Origin of the sequence: Pantoea cypripedii, assembly GCF_011395035.1 — a bacterium.
GTDB lineage: Bacteria > Pseudomonadota > Gammaproteobacteria > Enterobacterales > Enterobacteriaceae > Pantoea > Pantoea cypripedii_A.
In genome coordinates this window covers 1,340,502-1,359,561 of record NZ_CP024770.1, presented here as the reverse complement: position 1 = coordinate 1,359,561, position 19,060 = coordinate 1,340,502, and the positions used below count along the sequence as shown (strand labels likewise).

Genomic DNA, 19,060 nt, shown 5'->3' with positions numbered 1-19,060 from the left:
GTTATTTCCTCGTTGCTAAGCGCGGGTTAAACAAGTCGTTGAGTCCATTGCCAATTAGCATGAAACTCATCACGGTTATGAAAATCGCCAGCCCCGGCAGCGCGGCCATATACCAGGCGGTGCGCAACACTTCTCGTCCACTTCCCACCATGCCGCCCCAGGAAACCAGGCTGGGATCGCCAAGGCCCAGGAAAGACAATGAGGCCTCCGACAGGATGATTTGTGCAATCAATACCGAAGCGGCCACCATGACCGGGGTCACACTATTGGGGAGAACATGACGGAAAATAATGCGCGTATGGCTAAGGCCCAGGGTGGATGCCGCGCGGACAAAATCCTGCTCCCGAATTTTCATCGCCTCTGCGCGCACCAGGCGGGCAATCTGCGGCCAGGAGGTGGCACCGAGCGCGAGCGACAGGCTGAATAATGTCGGGCCAAGCGCCAGAATGATGGCAATGGCAAACAGCAGGCGCGGCATGGTGAGAAACACTTCAGTCACGCGCATCAGTACATCATCCAGCCAGCCTGACGCGAAGTAGCCGGAGACGACGCCAATCGTGACGCCACAAACCAGCGCCAGCACGGTAGCAATCAGACCGATCGCCAGCGAAGCACGTGCACCATAAAACAACTGCGCCATCACATCGCGCCCCATCATATCGGTGCCGAGCGGGTATGCCGGATTGCTGCCTGGCCAAAGGTTAGGTGCGCTGACCATTTCGCGTGGATCGCCGGGAAATAACCAGGAAGCAAGAATGGCGCAGATCACAATTAAAAGCAGAATCATCAGCCCCAGTGTCAGCGAAGTTGATGCCTTCAACCTGTGCAGTTTACCTGCACGTTGCGGGAGGGATTGCAGAGTAGAATCGGTCATGCCCGCTGTCTCCCAATGCGCGGATCCAGTACCACGTAAATCAGATCGATCGCCAGATTCATCACCACGACCAGCAGTGCGCTAAACAGAAAAATACCCAACAGCAAATTGATATCGCGTTGCAGCACCGCGTCATAGGCCAGCCGACCAATACCGGGCCAGCCAAACACGGTTTCAATCACCACTGAGCCGCTTAGCAGGCCACCGATTTCAAGCCCGGTCAGCGTGACGATGGGTAATGCAGCGTTACGTAGCATGTGCCGGAAAATCACCCGCCACTCCTGCAAACCTTTGGCGCGCGCGGTGCGGATGTAGTCCTGATGATAAACATCCAGCATGGAGGAGCGTGTCAGGCGTACATAGACAGATAAAAAGAACAGACTCAGGGAGAATGCAGGAAGGATCAGGTGATGCAAAACATCAGCTATCTGCTGCCAGCGGCTGGTCCAGACCGCACCGACGGTGGAGAAACCACCTGAGGGTAGCCAGGGCAGTTTCAGCGAGAAAGCAACGATCAGCAGCAGACCAATCCAGAACAATGGTGTGGCAAAACCCAGCGTTGAGAATACCGAGATCACACCATCAATCCAGGTACCACGGTAACGGGCAGCAACGATCCCCAGCAATACACCGATCACCAGCGCAAAGAAAATTGCCGTCAGAGCCAGCAATAAGGTGGCAGGCAGGCGACTCAGGATTAAATCGCTGACGCTGGCGTTATAAAGAAACGAGTAGCCGAGATTGAGATGGAAAATCGCCTGAAGATAATGGGTAAACTGCTGCCACAGCGGTACATCCAGCCCATATAACTGCCGCATTTCATGCATATATTCGGCGGACGCCCCGCCTGATTGCGCAGCAATCACATCAGCCAGATCGCCGGGTGCCAGCTTCATTAAGCCGAATGCCAACAGAATAATAATGATTACGGTAGGAATTACCTGCACGAGCCGCCAACTAATATAACGTAAGGTACTGTTCATATTTATCTCCTCGCCACAGGAGAGTATCGAACTGATTCGGAATGCAAATAAACTAATTATCATTAGCAAAGTCATGAAGTGGCATTGGAGAAAACTAACAAGAAATACTGAATAATCATAATTAACAATGCAATTCCATATTAAACAATAGCCATTTTTTCATAAGGTTGAAGTTAAACAATACGGAAAGAATTTCGTTACGAGCAGCAATAAAATCCTGCTGCTACTTACTTCAGGGCGAAATTACCCAATATCTTCCATTTGGTAAAAAGACGCGAAATTGACAGCCACCACTCTGTCCGACATGGTGATGAGCCGGGTGATAAAAAACGGAAGATATCTATGACTATCTCAGCCGATAACAACAAATTACTGGCGCAATGCCTGCGTACGCTGGGGCATCCTGACCGGTTACACATCGCTTTGGTACTGTGCCAGCAACCTGCTACTGTCGCAGAACTGGTGACCCGTACCCAAATAGCGCAGCCTTATTTGTCTCAGCATCTGGCATCATTACGCAAGGCGCGATTATTGGTTTCCTGCCGTCGAGCAAGAACCGTAACCTATCGTCTAAGTAGTGGGTTGTCGGAAAATCTGATTGGAATGTTGAGGATGAATATTGAGTTTGGCAAAAGCTATATCAACGGTATTGGGTTATGAAGAGAAAACCTGACGAGGCGAGAAAGGTGATAATTAGCGTGACCAGATTGTTCTGTTGCGCTCCCGGTAACCGGAGAGCGCACCTTTACCCTGTTATTTATTGCTGCCCTGCCCAAACCACTATCACTTTATCGTCGCCCTTTTCACGTACGAAACCGTAACCATGGGGAAGCGATAAGGTTGTCTGTCTTCCCATCCCGATAGCAGGATGGCGTGCACGAAACTGGCCGAGTTTCTGCCAGTGAGCAACGTTACTCGCAGCTTTCCCGCCGATATCCTGCCAGTTCATATCCGAACGTGTCCCCTGTATCGGATCGGATCCGGTGGGACCGAACGGCCGCAACGATTCATCGCCATAGAAAATTTGTACGGTACCCGGTGTAAGTAGCAACAGTTCTGCCGCTGTGCTGCCACCTTCGCGGAACAGGCGGGTATCGTGGGATGAGAGATAGCTCATCACATTAAAGCTTTGCAGCTTATCAGCCATCTGTTGCCAGGTGAGGTCGATATTGGCCATACAGCTGGCAGCTTTCGCCACCTCATCCTGATAATCGAAGTTAATCATCGCATCAAAACCGTGGCGGTAATACTCACTCTCCATCACGCCATGGCCCCAGGATTCGCCAGTCATCCAGAATGGCGCATTATCGCGTGTTTTGTCAGGATGGGCCTTTTTCCACTCTGCCAGCGCTGCGCTGGCTTGCGTTTTCAACTGCTGCCAGGCGTCCTGTTCAACATGTTTGGCGGTATCCACACGGAAGCCGTCGATACCGTAATCACGTACCCATTGACTCAGCCAGTGGGTAAGGTAGTCGCGTGGCGCAAAGCCTGGGATCTCTTTTGCTGCCGTGTCCGGTTTTAGGTGATAGAAGTCAGGCAGGCCCGAGGCTTCCTTCGATTCGGTTTTCAGGTCTGGCAGGAAAGCCAGCGACATCGTCAGGTCGTCATAACCGGGACTGTCATAGTCGCCGATATCGGTTCGGATCCACTTTTTACCCCACCATTTTTCCCAGCCTGCTTTATCGCTGAAGTTGATATAGTCGTTGAAACTGTGCCAGGTCTGGCCCTTACCGGGTTTCCAGTCAGTCCAGTGCTCACCGAGTGTCTTTTTCAGTTCATCGCCTTTCAGATACAGGGTGCCAAACTGAAATTCCTGCATATCAGCAAGGGTGGCATATCCGGTGTGATTCATCACCACATCGAACAAAATGCGGATCCCGCGTTTATGCGCCTCGTCTACCAGATGACGCAGATCGTCTTCGGTACCCATGTTAGCATCCAGCTTCGTCCAGTCCTGTGTGTAGTAGCCGTGATAGGCGTAGTGCGGGAAGTCTCCTTTGGTACCACCACCGATCCAGCCGTGAATTTGTTCCAGCGGCGAACTTATCCATAAGGCATTAACACCAAGCTGNTGCAGATAATCCAGTTTGCTGGTTAACCCCTGCAAGTCACCCCCGTGGAAGGTGGCTATTTCCTGCATACCGTCCTTGTGGCGGCCATAGCTATNATCATTGGCCGGGTTACCGTTCACGAAGCGATCNGTCAGGACAAAATAGACGGTGGCGTTGTGCCAGTTGAAGGGAGCGTCAGCGTCTGTGCTGGCCCGTTCGAGCAGCAATAAACCGTTGCTGCCGGGAGCCGGCTGCAGCGTCACTTTACCGCCACTGACAGTAGCGATGTTGCCGCTGTAAAAGTCACGGACCTTGCTACCTTCGGCGAAAGTTTTACTGACATCAATGGTCAGAGGTTTACCATCCCACTNAGGACACTGGCGAACAGATACCGCAGCAGAGCTGCCCGCTTTTTCTTCCAGNGAAATCATCATCGTCGGAGTGCCGGAACGGGTATCGATCGCCAGGTTATACAGGCCATCCCGGTAAATGCGCCACTGCGGTGGCGGGCTGTGGCAGGGTTCCATCGAAAGCATCTGGTTGAGCCTGATCGGCCCTGANGGTTGCCAGCATTGCTGGTCAACNTTAAGTTGCAGCGGACGAGTACCCTTTTCAATTACTTTTTGGCTGATAAAGCGACCAGAACCTTCTTCAGTAAAGGCAGGGAAGTCAGCGGTGGTCCAGGCGGCAAAGGCCATCCCGGGAATCAACAACGGTGCAAACACAGCGAGTTTCATTGCGGGATCCTTCCTGTGTGATTTTTTTAAGTCTGCCTCTCCGCTGGTCCTATGAACTCCTCCCGGGTGCAGTTTTCCTGGGAGGATGAAAAGGGATGAGTGATACTGATCAAAAACAAGCAATTTCCGGTCTGCAAATGTTCTATTCCGCATGGTTACCGATGCTGTCCCAGCCAAGGGTACCGGTGGAGAAGGTATTGCTGGCAGCATCAGCCGTGGAGGCAATCACCGCGCCGTTCAGCTGGGTGTGATTACCGGTGAAGATGTCATACTGCGTAATTTCAGCTGTGCGGGACTGATTTTCCTTTACACTCAGGTTATTATGCTCAACTTCTATATACACAAATTACGAATATCATATAAAGTATTCTTGACAACCATAGAGAAATATACTTAGGAGATGAGTTTAAATTAAGGAATAACTCTTTTATGAATTTAACTTTCTGACCATTATAGATTATGCCTGAAAAAAATCTGCAATGAACAAAAAGGGAAAATGCAGCAAAGAAACCAATGGCATTTATATGAATGGTGGTAATGTCATGATTTCTCATGTAATCAAAAGAATTACCAAAAAACAAAGCTGCGGCCATCGACAAGGCAGGAATGTCAGACTTCCAACCAGAGCCAAAAAGTATAAAATCAAAAAATAGGAACGAATCCTTACCCACCTTTACCCCTCCTAATTCCTTATATACAAATCGAATGAAGCATGCAATGAACACCAGTATACAAATTAACGCTAAAACAATATTGAAATAATAAAAATCATTTAAAGTCATGGTTATAAATCTCATCTGTAGAACTTCCATTTAAATCAACGCCATGAACTTCGGTGCCACTGATCCCTCAAGATGGTCCAACTCCAAAGGAGAAACCAATGCCATCCTTGTTTCCAGTTGCGCCGAAGGATACAACTCCAGCACCGATATTAAGTGAATAGTCGTGCTCTGGATTGCCAAATACGCCCGGAAAATAAGGACCGAAAGTTAATCCAATTGATGCGCCTGCGTGTGCACCAAGACCATATATACTTCCACCATCAACTGAAAAATGTTTATCATCTATAGAACCTGTAAGTGTATAACCGGTACCAATAGCAAAGTCACCACTGATCTGTCCTGTTGGACTAACTTTTCCTTCAGCCCCCCAAGAAGGCCCTTCTCCAATAGCAATTTGATTCATCCCTTCTTGAGTTTGTTCCGGAGTCAGATTATTGACCACCGCATACTGATTCCATGAGGCAACCGCCTGCCCATAATTCATCATACCTGTTGGCAACTGGAAGCCATCACCCAGCGCATTATTCTCAACCGCATTCTTCCCGGCCACTGTCCCGGTACCCGCGCCCAGTGCCGAATCCGATGCCATCCCTCCGGCCAGGCCAGCTGCCAGCTGGCTCAGTGCGCTGACTGTCTGCTTCTGGCTCTCCGTCAGGTCTTTCGCATCAGTATTCGGGTACATCGATTTCACAATCGCATTCGCAATCAGTTCACCGCTGGCTGCACCAGCGGCACCTGCCGCGGCGCTGTTCCCTGCCAGCTGCGCCAGCACCGCTCCGGCCACCGCATGGGCCATGGTGTTCGCCACCACGTTGACATCCTTGGTGCCGTCGGCGTAATAGGTGGTCGTCTTCTGCTTAATTTCGTTGGCGATATACGGTGCCATTGCCCCGCTGGCCGCTGCACCTATGTTTCCGGCGCTCAGCCCGCCCAGTGCGCCTGCCACTGCGCTCGCCACCATCGAGTAGGTTCCGCCGGTGCCTCACTCTGCCGCCACGGCCTGATAGGCGGGGTCAGCCAGCACCTTATCGTGCAGCGCCTGCTGCGACAGCTCCGCGTTCTTCGGGTCCTCCTTCAGCAACCGGTCCGAGGCTTCTTTTTCCGCCGCATCCAGTTTATAAGCGCTGACATCCCCCGCCACCTTACCGGCCAGCTCCTGCACACCCTGCGCAAAAGCCATCTGGTTTTCGACCTTCTCCTTGTCGAAAATCTTATCGATATGCCCGTTGGCGCTGTCGGTATTGCGGCTCAGCCCCGCCACATCCTGCGTCTGGTTCTGCGTGTCGCGCACCGTTATCGTGCCGTCAGCTACTGCTGAGCGGGTGGTGCCAGAGGCGCTGCCCGATATATTCACCAGCGCCAGTAAGGCGGAGGCGGTGGACTGCTCGCCCGGCTTCTGGCTGCTGTCAAAGCTGCCGCTGAAACCGAACGAGGCGCTGCAGGCATGGTACTCCGCATGGTTACCGATGCTGTCCCAGCCGAGAGTGCCGGTGAAGAAGGTGTTATTCGCCGCATCGGCGGTGGAGTCGCTGAACCACTCCCGCCCAGCTCCGCTTTCTCTTCATCACTCAGATTTGCACCCACATTCGGGGCTGACTCACCGTCTTTATCCCCGTTCAGAGCGTCTGCAATGGCTGCTCCCGCCGCAGCCATACCGGCGTACTCATAGGGAGGCGGGCAGACGCCGGATACAGATATCCGTACTGCCTGCTGTGGCCCGGCTGCTTTCGGTTTCTCTGGAAGTGCTGCTGGGTGAAGAGGCAGAACGCACGCCGCGCAGGCGCGGACCGGCGTCACGGCTGGAGCAACAGATTGAAGTTATCAGCCGGTTGCCGAAGGCACGGCAGAAGATGGTGGCGGAGATGCTGGAGGAGGTGGTTGCATAGGACAGCGGACAGCTGAAGAAGATATTTAGCGCGGGCTGAAGATGTCTCACCACCGGCAGCCCGCTCACCACAAGCAACTGAGAAGGAGTTGATCATGGCTGCGCAACATCATAAGTCAGAACCCGCCACACCCCAGGCACATCGCTGCATCGTGGGATACCGCTCCAACGGCGGCAGGCCGGACCCGGCCCCACAGCTGACCCTTAACGGACGCTGGCTGGAGCCACTGGGCTTCACCATCGGGCAGAGGATCGAGGTGATCACGAAGCCGGGGTAGCTGATCATCCGGCTGGCTTATGAAGGGTAACTGATTTTATGGTTACTTTTTTAATAACCGTCTTAATTGCTTTAGAGACTCTTGTATATCAGGATCATCATGATCGATGCTTTCATTTCTAAACAACGCCACTGCATAAGCTTGCTCTAAAACAAACCAATGCTCATGAAATGAATTTTTCCATTCAGAATCAACTGATTGCAAACATAATAGCAGCCCTTCTAGATTATCAATCAGCTTTTTAAGTGTTATTTTATCTGATGAATATAAATCCAACATTTCTTCCATTAGAGAAAGTTGGCGTTGATCATATTCATTTAATTTCATATCAGAAAGTAAGTTCATTGCTTTATTTTTCCATAATCAACAGTAACCACAGTGCCACTTTTGGTATCCGTAATTACAGTTATATTATTATCACTATCGTAATATGCTGTTGTTCCTGGCCTTTTCCCTGCCACAGCATTTTCTGGCCGTGCTGCATTCTCTACTGCTGTTGGTGTAATACCTTGACGTTGCATACGATCTAAGGAATGGCTGGAATAATCACGATTATTTATTGTAACTGGCTTATTTGAACCATCAATGATGTTTAGTGGATTACCTTTTGAGCCAGTAGGTGTTTTTGCTGAGATGTCAGATTCAGTTGGCTCTCCTCCCTTAAGTATCCCACGTCCCCCTCCTTTGATTGGCTCGCCATCTTCATCCAGAACCTTCGGTCCCATCGGGTTGATTTGGTAAGTTTTAACAGGCCGGTTCCCGTGTGTCGCTTCGAACTCCTCCTCATCATTACTCAGTGCATTATTCTCAACCGCATTCTTCCCGGCCACTGTCCCGGTACCCGCGCCCAGTGCCGAATCCGATGCCATCCCTCCGGCCAGGCCAGCTGCCAGCTGGCTCAGTGCGCTGACTGTCTGCTTCTGGCTCTCCGTCAGGTCTTTCGCATCAGTATTCGGGTACATCGATTTCACAATCGCATTCGCAATCAGCTCACCGCTGGCAGCGCCGGCGGCACCTGCTGCAGCGCTGTTCCCTGCCAGCTGCGCCAGCACCGCGCCCGCCACCGCATGGGCCATGGTATTCGCCACCACGTTGACATCTTTGGTACCGTCGGCGTAATAGGTGGTCGTCTTCTGCTTAATTTCGTTGGCGATATACGGTGCCATTGCCCCGCTGGCCGCTGCACCTATGTTTCCGGCGCTCAGCCCGCCCAGTGCGCCTGCCACTGCGCTCGCCACCATCGAGTAGGTTCCGCCGGTGCCCCACTCTGCCGCCACGGCCTGATAGGCGGGGTCAGCCAGCACCTTATCGTGCAGCGCCTGCTGCGACAGCTCTGCGTTCTTCGGGTCCTCCTTCAGCAACCGGTCCGAGGCTTCTTTTTCCGCCGCATCCAGTTTATAAGCGCTGACATCCCCCGCCACCTTACCGGCCAGCTCCTGCACACCCTGCGCAAACGCCATCTGGTTTTCGACCTTCTCCTTGTCGAATATCTTATCGATATGCCCGTTGGCGCTGTCGGTATCGCGGCTCAGCCCCGCCACATCCTGCGTCTGGTTCTGCGTGTCGCGTACAGTTATTGTGCCGTCCGCCACCGCGGAACGGGTGGTGCCGGAGGCGCTGCCCGATATATTCACCAGCGCCGGTAAGGCGGAGGCGGTGTACTGCTCGCCCGGCTTCTGGCTGCTGTCAAAGCTGCCGCTGAAACCGAACGAGGCGCTGCTGGCGTGGTACTTCGCATGGTTACCGATGCTGTCCCAGCCGAGGGTGCCGGTGGAAAAGGTATTGCTGGCCGCATCGGCGGTGGATGCAATCACCGCCCCGTTCAGCTGGGTGTGATTTCCGGTGAAGATGTCATAGCCGCCGTCACCGGCAAACAGGCCGCTCTGGTCACCGACGCTGGCGTATTCGCTGTTGATTTTGCTGGTACTGACACTGACCCCCACCGAACCGCTCGGTTTGCCGAAGGTGACGCTGAAGCCGCCGCTGGCGCTCTGCTGTTTACTCTGGTAGTTGTCGATATCCTGGAGGCTGGTTATCGTCAGGTTATTGCCCGTATCAGCGACGATGCGGTTACCCAGCGCCTGTGCCCCGGAGAGCAGCGTGTCGTTGCCGCTGCTGAGCGCCAGGGTGTCGCGGGCGTTAACGCGGCTGTTGACGTATGCGGTGCTGTTGCCGTTTTCTGACCCGCTGGCCACATAGCCGCTGGCCTGTACGCCAATTCCGGTCTGCTGACCATAGGCAATATGCCCCCCGACGCTCCAGCCGGACGAGGAGTTGCTGCTCTTCTGGTCGGTGTTATTGCTGGCCGCTATCAGGTTCAGGTCATGGGCAGCGGCCAGCGTGACGTTGCCGCCGGTGATGCCGCTGCCCGCCATGTTCAGGTCGCCACTGGTGCCGTTCGCACCGGTGGCGATCACGCTGACGTCACCGCCGCCGCTGATCGAACTGCCGCTGACGGTGTTGCTGGCGTAATCCGAGCTGGATTTGCTTTTGCTGGATCCGACGCTGAGCGAGATCGTAATGCCGGCATCTTCCAGTTTGCCTTTTGCCAGCGCGGTGGCGGACTGCGTTGCCCCTTTCCCCATCGCCCAGCCGCTTTCCAGCATCTTCACGGCATCCAGCGCCTTCAGGCGGTCATTCCCGGCCTCGCTGGCTTCTTTCGCCTGTGACCCCAGAGTCAGCAGCGCGTCGGTGATCGGGGTGCTGAGTTGCAGCGTCAGGCCGCTCTGCTTCTGCTCGTAAGACTGATGACGCGTCAGGGTATCGTTACCCGGATCGATGGTCACGGAGCCGCCCACCAGGGTGACATCCTGCTTCGCGATCACGTCAGAACCGGCGACATGGGCATCATTACCGGCAACCAGCGTGACGCTGCCGCCGGTGCTGCCGACCGCGCTGGCGCTCTGGCTCTGGGTGGTGCCATCTTCTTTCAGCTGCTGGCGGGAAGAGGCGCTGCCTATGGTGATACCAAGTCCGCCGCCGCTGAACATGCCGCTTTTCTTCGTTTCACTCAGGCGGTAGCTGCTCTGCTCTTCGGTTGCGGCGCTGATCGCCAGATCGTGACCGGCCTTCAGGCCGGTATCACTCTCGCCCACTACCGAAGAACCGGTGACTTTCAGGTCATTACCGGCGACGATCGAGACCTGATCGCCACTCAGCTGCGAGGCTTTTTCCGTGGTGGAACTGTCTTCGGCAATGGTGTGGGTGGTTTTTTTACTGAACAGGCTCTTTTTGGTCTTGGTCACTTCATCGTACGAATAATCACTCTCCGTCGCGGTGGTGATATTCACATCACGTCCGGCGTTCAGCGCAAGGTCACCCGTGGCGTTGACCTGGGCGGCCTGGGTGGTGATATCGCGTCCGGCAGCGATGCGGGTGCTTCCACCGCTGGCAAGCTCGGTGCCTTCCTGCGCGACGTCCTGGCGGATACTGACGCTCTGATGACCGTGTTTTTCGCTGTAAGTGCTGGTCTGCTGCGCGTTCAGATTCACGTCGCGTCCGGCGCTGAGTGAAGCATCCCCCGTGGCGGAGATCTGCGCGGCTTCGGAGTTAATGTCACGACCGGCGTTCAGCGCCAGGTCGCCGCCGCTGCTGACCACCGTGCGGGTGGCGTTGTTATTATCGGTTTTATCACTGCCACTGGTCTGATGGCTGCTGTTGTCCATCGTGTTGAGACTGAGGTCATTACCCGCCGTCAGGCTGGAATCCCCCTGAGCGGCGATCGCGCTGCCAGTCACTGTCAGGTCATGCCCCGCATAGGCGGCCAGGTCACCGCCTGCGCTGACCTCACTGGCCTGGCTGCTGGTGGTCTGAGAACTGCCTTTCGCGTTGGTCTGCGTGGTGCTCAGCGCGTTGCCTGCCAGGTTGAGGTCGTTCAGCGCCACCAGTTGCAGGTCGCTGCCTGCGGTGAGTTTCGCGCCGGTATTGTTAATATCGTTACCGGCCGTCAGCGACAGCCCTTTGCTGGCCGAGATACTGGCAACGTCACCGGTCTGAGTCTGGCTGAAGGTCAGTTGTGAGGTTTTCCCGCTGCTGACCGGGGCAGCGGTCCACTGCTGCGCCTGGGTGACGTTATTGATATCGCCGCTGACGGACGCCAGCGCCACCGTCTGCCCGGCAATCGAGGAACCGATATTGTTGATATCGCCCAGCGCGCTGAGCTGAACGCTGCCACCTGAGGTAATCAGCCCTGCATTGAGGTTTTCCAGCGATGTGCTGCTTTTCGCCGCCAGCTGCGTCTCAGCCTGTAAGGTGCTGCCGCTGTTGACGATCTGTCCGGCGTCGAGATTGACGGTGTTCCCGGCAATCACGCTGCCCTCTGCCACGGTACTGTCACCCGGTGACAGGTACAGTTTCGGCACCAGCACCGTCTGGCCGTCAACCGTGGTTTTTTCCCACCAGACGATGCTTTTCGTCAGCCCGGCCACCTGTTCCGGCGTCAGGCTGACGCCAAACTGCAGACCCAGTCCCTGCTGCTGCTGGGCGGCGTTGTCGAGCAGATACTGCATCTGCGCCAGGTCAGAACCGGTGCCGCCGATATAGCGTTGTCCGGTCTGGCTGAGTACCGCGTTGCTGACATAGCGGGTATCGAACGCCGCATCGCCGAGGAATTTATAGTCCGTATCCGGCGCGAGGTTCAGGCGGTTCAGCAGATAAGATGAGCCGATGAACTGAGCCGGATCGGTATACACGGCAGCCGTTTCGGTACGGGGCGTGGTGGCCGGAGTAGCGGCCTGCACCACCGGCGTGGTCACCTGATCCGCAACCGTCGTGGTTGCCAGCGTCAGCGCAGGACCAGTCTGGGCGGTTTTCTGCGCCGGAGACGCGACGGCTGTTGCGGGAGTGGCCAGGTAATTATTCAGCGCATTAAACAGCGCCGGATCGGTTTTCCCCACGCTGCCGAGCTGCGGATTCGTGGTGATCAGATACGGGCTGGCCGGGTCTTTACTGGCGACAAACAGGCCGCTGTTGCCGGTCGGCAGCGGGTAATCGGTCAGCGCCGCGCCCTGGTTGCCGATTTGCTGCAACGCGTTACTGACGGAGCTGGTCCACTGCACCGAGCCCACGACCAGCCCGCTGTCCCCGGCCAGCTGCTGGCTCTGCGTACCGCTGACGGGTTGCAGCGCGGCGGTGCCGTTCAGGGTCGGTGCGCTGATGGCATGCGTCAGGCCGCCCGCATTTGCTGTGGTGGTGGTATTGCTGATGTTATTGCTGAAGCTGGCGTTAACCGCACCACCGGCCTGAATGACGGCGCGATACCCCTCGCCCGTCGTGGTGGTTTCGTATTCGGGCGTACCCGTCAGGTAAAAATCAAAGCTGGCGTTGTTTGCCGTACCCTGATAAACCCGGCTGCCCTGCTGGGTGTCGTATGCATAGGTCAGATACTCCTGCTGCACCGAGGGCTGCCAGGACTGGTTATTCAGCTCGCTACCGGACAGCGTGATATCCTGCCCGGCCAGCAGATTACCGGCGAGGTTATCCAGCGTATCAGCCGCCACGTTCAGATTGTGGCTGGCGGCGATGCGCCCTGCGCCACCGCTGGCCGTCACCTCAACTGTTGAAGTGCCGACCAGGTAGCGTTTCTCCAGCCCGCTATCAACCGGTTTGACATAGTTGCGGGTGACATTGACGCCGTTGTTCTTGCCGTCACTGCCTTCATGGGTGGTGACCGAGTAGGATTCGAGTTCGCCCAGCGCAAAGTCGGCGTTGTGGAGCTTTATTTTGACCGGGCTGCCCGCTGCCGGACTGTCTGCTGTCACCGTGGTGCTGGTGGCGTTCAACCCGTCGCGCTGGTTCAGCAGATGGCCGGTATTAATGGTGATATCACCGTTGGTGGTTTCGATATTGCCGGAGTTATTCACTACCTCGCTGCTGGCGCTGCCCGCCGCGTCTTTCTGCATCCACAGGCTGTTGCCTGCCAGAATATCGCCACGATCATTCTGCAGATGGTCGGCCAGCAGCTGCATATTGTTGCCCGCGTACAGCAGCGCGTTGTTATACAGCTGGCCGGGGGCGGACATCAGGACGTTGCCCGCCGCGCCGACAAAGCCGTAGTTGCTGAGTTGCCCCTGGCTGGTCAGACGGATGTCGCCGCCGGACTGTACGCTGCCGCTGTCATTCAGGGTGATATTGCCGGCATCCACGCCGACCGTCCCGCTGCCGCCGTTCAGCTGACCGTTGTTGGTCATGTCGCCGGTCGCGCTGAGCTGGATACCATTCCCCTGCAGGGTGCCGAGCACATTCAGATCGCCCTGGGTGCTCAGGCTGAGGGTCTGCCCGGCGGCGAGGGTGCCGGTCTGGGTAAAGCCCGAGCCCAGCTGTAACGTCATATTGCCCAGCGCCAGCATGCTGCCCGCCTGGCTCAGGCTGGATGTGTTCAGCGTCAGATCCCCGGCGCTGAACAGTCTGCCGCCTGACTGATTATCGGTGGTGCCGAGATCCAGCCCGAGCAGCTGGCTGCCAAACAGGGTGCCGCTGTTATGCAGCGCGTTCGCGGTCAGGCTCAGGCGGTCGCCCTGCAGCTGGCCCTGATTGCCGGCCTGGTCCACATTCAGCGTGCTGTCGCCCTGGCCGGTCAGCGTACCGCTGTTGCTGAGGCTGCTGCCGGTGAGCGTCAGCCCCTGCGCCTGCAGGATGCCGCTGTTGGTGATCACCGGCGCAGCCAGCGTCAGGCGATCGCCGGTCAGCAGGGTTCCCTGGTTGCTGAGATTGTCGGAGAACGTCAGCCGGGTCACGCCATCGCCCTGTACCTGCCCCTGGTTCAGCAGCGACGTTGCGCCAAGGCTGAGGGTGCCCTGGCTGCGCAGCGTGCCGCCGTTCAGATTGCTGACCGCATCCTGGATTGTCCCGGTAAGGTTTTGCTGCCCCTGCACCTGCCCGGCATTGGTCAGGCTTCCGGCGTTCAGGGTCAGGTTATCGGCCTGGATCGTGCCGTTGTTGGCGATATTACCCGCCGCCAGGGTGCCGGTGCCGCCACTGAGTAACGCACCACCCTGCTGATTCTGCAACTGCCCGCTGAGCGTGGCTGCCAGAGCACTGACCCCGGTCACTTTGCCACTGCTGGTCAGCGTTCCCCCCGTTAAGCGCAGGTTATCCGCCGCCCAGTTACCCTGATTATTCAGGCTGGCCGCCTGCAGGACAGCCAGTCCGCTGGACACAATACTGCCCTGTGCCTGGGTATTGAGCGCGCCACTGAGGTTAAGATCGGCAAGCGTGGTCGTCTGGATCGCACCGTCGAGATCCAGCTGGCTGGCATGCAACGTAGCGCTGCCGGCCTGCCAGCTGCCGTCGCTGGTGACGTTCCCGGCAGTGACGTTCAGCGCCCCCTGGGTCAGCATGTTGCCGGAGGTGGCGTTGGTCAGGTCCTGCTGCAGCTGCGCCGTCAGCGCCTGCAGACCAATCAGGTTGCCGCTGTTATCAACGCTGTTGCCGCTCAGCGCCAGCGTATCGCCCTGTATCTGCCCCTGGTTGGTCAGATGTGTGGCATTGAGGGTAGCGGTTTTTTCACTGAGCAGTTTGCCGCTGTTCTCCAGCGTGGCGGCACCCACCGTGGCATCACCCGATGACAGCAGGCTGCCGCTGTTGTGCAAATCGCCCTGCACCTGCGCATTCAGCCCCGCCGTGCCCAGTAACGTGCCGCCGTTGGTCAGGCTGTTGCCGGTCAGGGTTAACTGTCCGGCCTGAAAACGGCCCTGGTTTTGCGTCTCACCGGCATGGACATCAAGCGTACCGGCTGACAGCAGCTGCCCCTGAGTACCGTTAGTCAGGGAATTCGCGCTGAACGTGGCGCTGCCGGTGCCCTGCAGTAACCCGTTATTGCTGATGTCACCGGCAGTGACGCCGAGGATCTGCGTCGCCAGCGTCCCGTTATTGATGACTTCTGGCGTGGTCAGTTGTGCATTTCCGGACGCTGCGATCACCCCGGTCTGCTGGTTGGTCAGGCTGTTGCGGGAGCTGATGCTCAGATCGCGGGTGGAAATGGTGCCCTGATTGTCCAGCGTCCGGCCTTCCAGATTCATCTGGTTCTGTGCCATCAGGCTGCCCTGCTGATGCAGGGTATCAGCCTGAATATGCAGGCCATCATCGGCGCTGACTGACCCGCTGTTGGTCAGCTGATCCGCGTTAATCTCTACATTTTCTGCGCCCAGCGCGGCAGTATTGGTCAGCGTGCCCGCCTGCAGCGTCAGCGTGCCCGGCGTGACCAGTTTGCCGCCGAGGTCAGCTTTTTCGGACGCACTGATCCCGAGACGGTTTTTACCCTGCGTCTGAGAGTCGCTGCCGGTGGTCAGCTGCTGCGTGTCCAGTGCCATGCTGCCATCGGCGGAGAGGAAACCGTTCAGGTTTGCCGTTGCGGTACTGATGCTGATATCGCCCTGGCTGCTCTGCACCGAACCGGCGCGGCTGGTCAGGGACGTGGCATTCAAATCCGCCCCCTGCGTGCCGCTCAGGCTGCCGCCTAAATCGGCCTGCGCGGTCTGCAGCGTCAGTCTGCCATCGGCGAGCAGCGTACTGGCGTCACCACTGGTGACATTGTCACGGATTTTCAGTGCCAGATTACCGCTGGTGCCGGTCAGACCCTGATTATCGAACTGATTCAGCGTCAGCGTCTGGTCATCGCCGGACTGCACCGTGCCGTTATTGCTGAAGACATCGCCGGTCAGCTGCTGGGTGCCGAGCGACTGCAGCAGGCCATTGTTAATCAGGGTGCCAAAGCTGAACTGCCCGTTGCGGTTGGCCGCCAGGGTGCCGTTGTTGCTGAAATCCCCCGAGGTAAAATTCAGATCACGTCCGGCGATCAGGCTGCCGGACCACAGGCCGCCGTTGTTCACCGTGGCCAGCACATCCTTCTGCGCCGAGGTTTTGCCGCCCGTCGCCGCGTTCAGCGTACCGGCACTGAGGGTCAGATTGTTGCCTGCGCTGGTGGTGCCATCGAGCTGCAGCTGGCTGGCGGATAACTGCATATCGCCGGTTGAAGTCAGCGTACCGCTGCCGGTGACCTGAAGCGCACCGGCGCTGGCACTGAACGTCTGCCCGTCCAGCGTACCGGACAGCGTCGCAGTCTGGCCCGCATCGAGGGATAACACCTGATCACTGTGCACGCTGCCCTGCGCCCCGACAGATAAATCGGTGGCATGCAGGTCTGCATTTCCGCCCGCGGACAGCTGCCCGTTGAGCGTCTGCTGTGCCGCACTGAGCTGAATATCACCGAGGCTGGTGAGCTGCGAATCCTGCCCGGTCTGCAGGGAACCGGCATTCAGCGTCAGGCCATTTTTACCGGTCAGCGCACCGCCGATGACGGCCTGACCGCCGTCCAGGGTCAGACGATCGCCGGCGAACAGGGACCCCGCATCACCCTGAGTCAGCTGACTGGCAACATGCAGATCCAGCCCCTGCTGCGAACCTATCAGCCCCTCGTTGTCGAGCATGCTGGCGGTAATGTGTTGCGCGCCGCCGGACTGCATTTTGCCGCTGTTGTTCAGCGCGTCAGTTTTCAGCGTCTGCACGCCCTGTGCCTGAATCAGACCGCTGCTGGTCAGCTGCCGCGTGGTGAGCTGCGTAGCACCGGCGGCAGCCAGGGTGCCGTTGCTGGTGAAGTCAGCGGCATTAAGATCCAGATTACCGCCTGCGGTCAGGCTGCCGTTCCACACGCCATTGTTCCCGGCGCTGACCTGCGCATCGCCTTGCGCATAAGTCTGTGCGCCGCTGCCGGAACTGAGCGAGCCACTCAGCAGATTCAGGTTCCCTCCGGCACGCAGATTGCCGTTCAGCAGCGTGCTGCCGGTGGTCTGGATATCCGCATCAGCACCCGACTGAATCTGCGAACCGGCGTTGGTGGTCAGTTGTCCGAACCGTCCGGTTAGCGCGCTGTCGCCGGACAGTAATCCGCCCAGCTGCGCGTTGTCGGCGGTCAGCGCGAGACTGCCCGTACTGGAGAGGGAGAAGTCGTCGCGGGTGGTAAGAGAGCCAAAATTCAGCTGGCTGTTTTGCTGTCCGCTGAGGCTGCCCGCCAGTGTGGCCTGCCCGGCGCTGATCTCCAGCGCACCACCGGCCGTGATGGTGCCGCCTGTATCCTGAGTCAGCACCTGATCAGAAGTGAGCTGTAACTCGCCGCCGGTCCCGATGGTGCCGTTATTACCCAGGCTGTCTGCCTGGATCTGTTGCGTCCCTGCGGCCTGCATCTTCCCGCTGTTATCCAGCGTTGTGGCAAGAACCGTCTGCGTCTGTGCCTGGAGGGTGCCGTTATTAGTCAGATGCTGCGCAGTGAGGTTCGTATTACCGGTGGCGGCGATCAGCCCGTCATTGGTGAAATCCCCGGCGCTAAATTGCAGATCTTTTCCCGCCGTCAGGCTGCCCTGCCATTGCCCGTTATTACCGGCGGCCGCGCTGATATTCCCTGCCGCAGCCACCTGTGCGGCGCTACCGGACGTCAGCTGCCCGGCTGCCAGCGTCATGTTACCGCCGCTGCTCAGCCGGCTGTCCTGCACGGCAAGCTGCCCCTGGCTGCTTAGGCTCAGATCGCCGCCCGATTGCTGGGTGCCCTGCAGTGCAATGGATTGCCCGCTGGCGGAAAGCCTGCCTGCCGCACTGGCGTTTGCCAGCGTCAGTTTACCGCTGGCGTCGATCTGCATATCGCCGACCGACGCGTTCAGGTTACCGAGATTGACACCGACACCCTGCTCGCTCGACACCAGATGAATACGATTGGCGTACATGCCACCGAGTGCACCGGTATCCACGGCCACTGAGGGTGCCGTGCCTGTTCCGGCAATCGCCGTTACCGAGCCATCCGACCCGACCCGGTTGGCCCCGGCAGTGACTGACAGGTCTTTCGCATAGATCCCGGCATTGATCTGCGTGGCGCGTGCAACGATCGACACCGCATCCGCGCGCGTCCCGTCCAGACCCTGGCCCTCGATGGTGACCGAACCCTGGGTCACCTCCAGCGCGGCCAGATTGCCACTGGCATCCAGCTGCGGTTTACCGGTAGTCAGCGTTACGTTCGGGGTATTAATAAACCCGCAGCCGTTACAGGTAATGCCATAGGGGTTCGCCACCATCACGCTGGCGGCTTTCCCCGCCACTTCGGTATAGCCCTGCAGCTGGGAACGGCTGGCACCGGTCACTTCGTTGATGATGGCCTGGGCTTCATGTCCGGCCGTCAGATTCGGGTTGTTCTGGATCAGGCCGCCGAGCTGGGTCTGGGTGAGCTGTCCGGTGGCGTTGTTGAGGATCAGCCCCTCGCTGCCGACGTTGAACTGCTGGTACTGGTTATGGGAGACGCCCGCCTGGTTCGGGGTGGCGATATTCACCACCGGCACGCCGTTGCCCGCTGCATCCATCTGCGTACCCGGCGTCACGGGTGTGATAGCTGCAGCTGCTGCTGGCAACATCGGCTGCACCGCAATCAGGTAGCAGACCAGATAACTCAGGGCGCGGCGGGCACGGGAGACAGGCTGGCGATCGTCCATAA

Annotated in this window: 11 protein-coding genes; 4 read left to right on the top strand and 7 right to left on the bottom strand. The window is 57.5% G+C overall.

The features are described 5' to 3' along the window. Position 1: 1 nt before the first annotated feature. Positions 2-874, bottom strand: coding sequence for an ABC transporter permease (locus CUN67_RS29635; RefSeq protein ID WP_208719240.1), 873 nt, complete (start codon positions 872-874; stop codon positions 2-4). Further along, positions 871-1,857, bottom strand: a complete 987-nt coding sequence (locus CUN67_RS29630; protein ID WP_208719238.1) for an ABC transporter permease — start codon at positions 1,855-1,857, stop codon at positions 871-873. The genes CUN67_RS29635 and CUN67_RS29630 overlap by 4 nt, the downstream gene beginning before the upstream one ends. A 342-nt stretch (positions 1,858-2,199) precedes the next feature. Between CUN67_RS29630 and CUN67_RS29625 the strand changes: the two genes are divergently transcribed. Beyond that, the gene (locus CUN67_RS29625) at positions 2,200-2,517 is read left to right on the top strand and encodes an ArsR/SmtB family transcription factor (RefSeq protein ID WP_208719236.1); all 318 of its coding nucleotides are present in this window, start codon (positions 2,200-2,202) and stop codon (positions 2,515-2,517) included. Positions 2,518-2,614: 97 nt separating this feature from the next. Here CUN67_RS29625 and CUN67_RS29620 read toward each other — a convergent pair whose 3' ends face one another. Continuing rightward, positions 2,615-4,645, bottom strand: a complete 2,031-nt coding sequence (locus tag CUN67_RS29620; RefSeq protein ID WP_208719234.1) for an alpha-amylase — start codon at positions 4,643-4,645, stop codon at positions 2,615-2,617. Between the two features lie 95 nt (positions 4,646-4,740). On the opposite strand from CUN67_RS29620, the gene CUN67_RS29615 reads away from it, so the two are divergent. Beyond that, a complete protein-coding gene (locus CUN67_RS29615) occupies positions 4,741-4,896 on the top strand; it encodes a hypothetical protein (RefSeq protein WP_208719232.1) in 156 nt (51 codons plus the stop codon). 598 nt (positions 4,897-5,494) lie between these two features. Here the strand turns inward: CUN67_RS29615 and CUN67_RS29610 are convergent. Next, entirely contained in the window at positions 5,495-6,388 is an 894-nt protein-coding gene (locus CUN67_RS29610; RefSeq protein WP_254711464.1) for a polymorphic toxin type 25 domain-containing protein, read from the bottom strand. Between the two features lie 21 nt (positions 6,389-6,409). After that, on the bottom strand, positions 6,410-6,718 hold the full coding sequence (locus CUN67_RS30545) for a hypothetical protein (protein ID WP_254711463.1): 309 nt from the start codon (positions 6,716-6,718) through the stop codon (positions 6,410-6,412). Here CUN67_RS30545 and CUN67_RS30735 point away from each other — a divergent pair. Together CUN67_RS30735 and CUN67_RS29600 are read left to right on the top strand one after the other, a co-directional pair. Further along, positions 6,708-7,313, top strand: coding sequence for a hypothetical protein (locus CUN67_RS30735; RefSeq protein WP_208719230.1), 606 nt, complete (start codon positions 6,708-6,710; stop codon positions 7,311-7,313). The two genes, CUN67_RS30545 and CUN67_RS30735, sit on opposite strands and share 11 nt — an antisense overlap. Positions 7,314-7,407: 94 nt before the next feature. Then, complete coding sequence (locus tag CUN67_RS29600; protein WP_208719228.1) at positions 7,408-7,590, top strand: SymE family type I addiction module toxin; 183 nt, start codon at positions 7,408-7,410, stop codon at positions 7,588-7,590. Between the two features lie 42 nt (positions 7,591-7,632). Here the strand turns inward: CUN67_RS29600 and CUN67_RS29595 are convergent, their stop codons facing one another. Beyond that, on the bottom strand, positions 7,633-7,935 hold the full coding sequence (locus tag CUN67_RS29595; RefSeq protein ID WP_208719226.1) for a hypothetical protein: 303 nt from the start codon (positions 7,933-7,935) through the stop codon (positions 7,633-7,635). Next, positions 7,932-19,058: a hemagglutinin repeat-containing protein gene (locus CUN67_RS29590; RefSeq protein WP_208719224.1), complete on the bottom strand. Its 11,127-nt coding sequence runs from the start codon at positions 19,056-19,058 to the stop codon at positions 7,932-7,934. Before CUN67_RS29590 ends, CUN67_RS29595 begins: the two co-directional genes overlap by 4 nt. Positions 19,059-19,060: the final 2 nt, after the last annotated feature.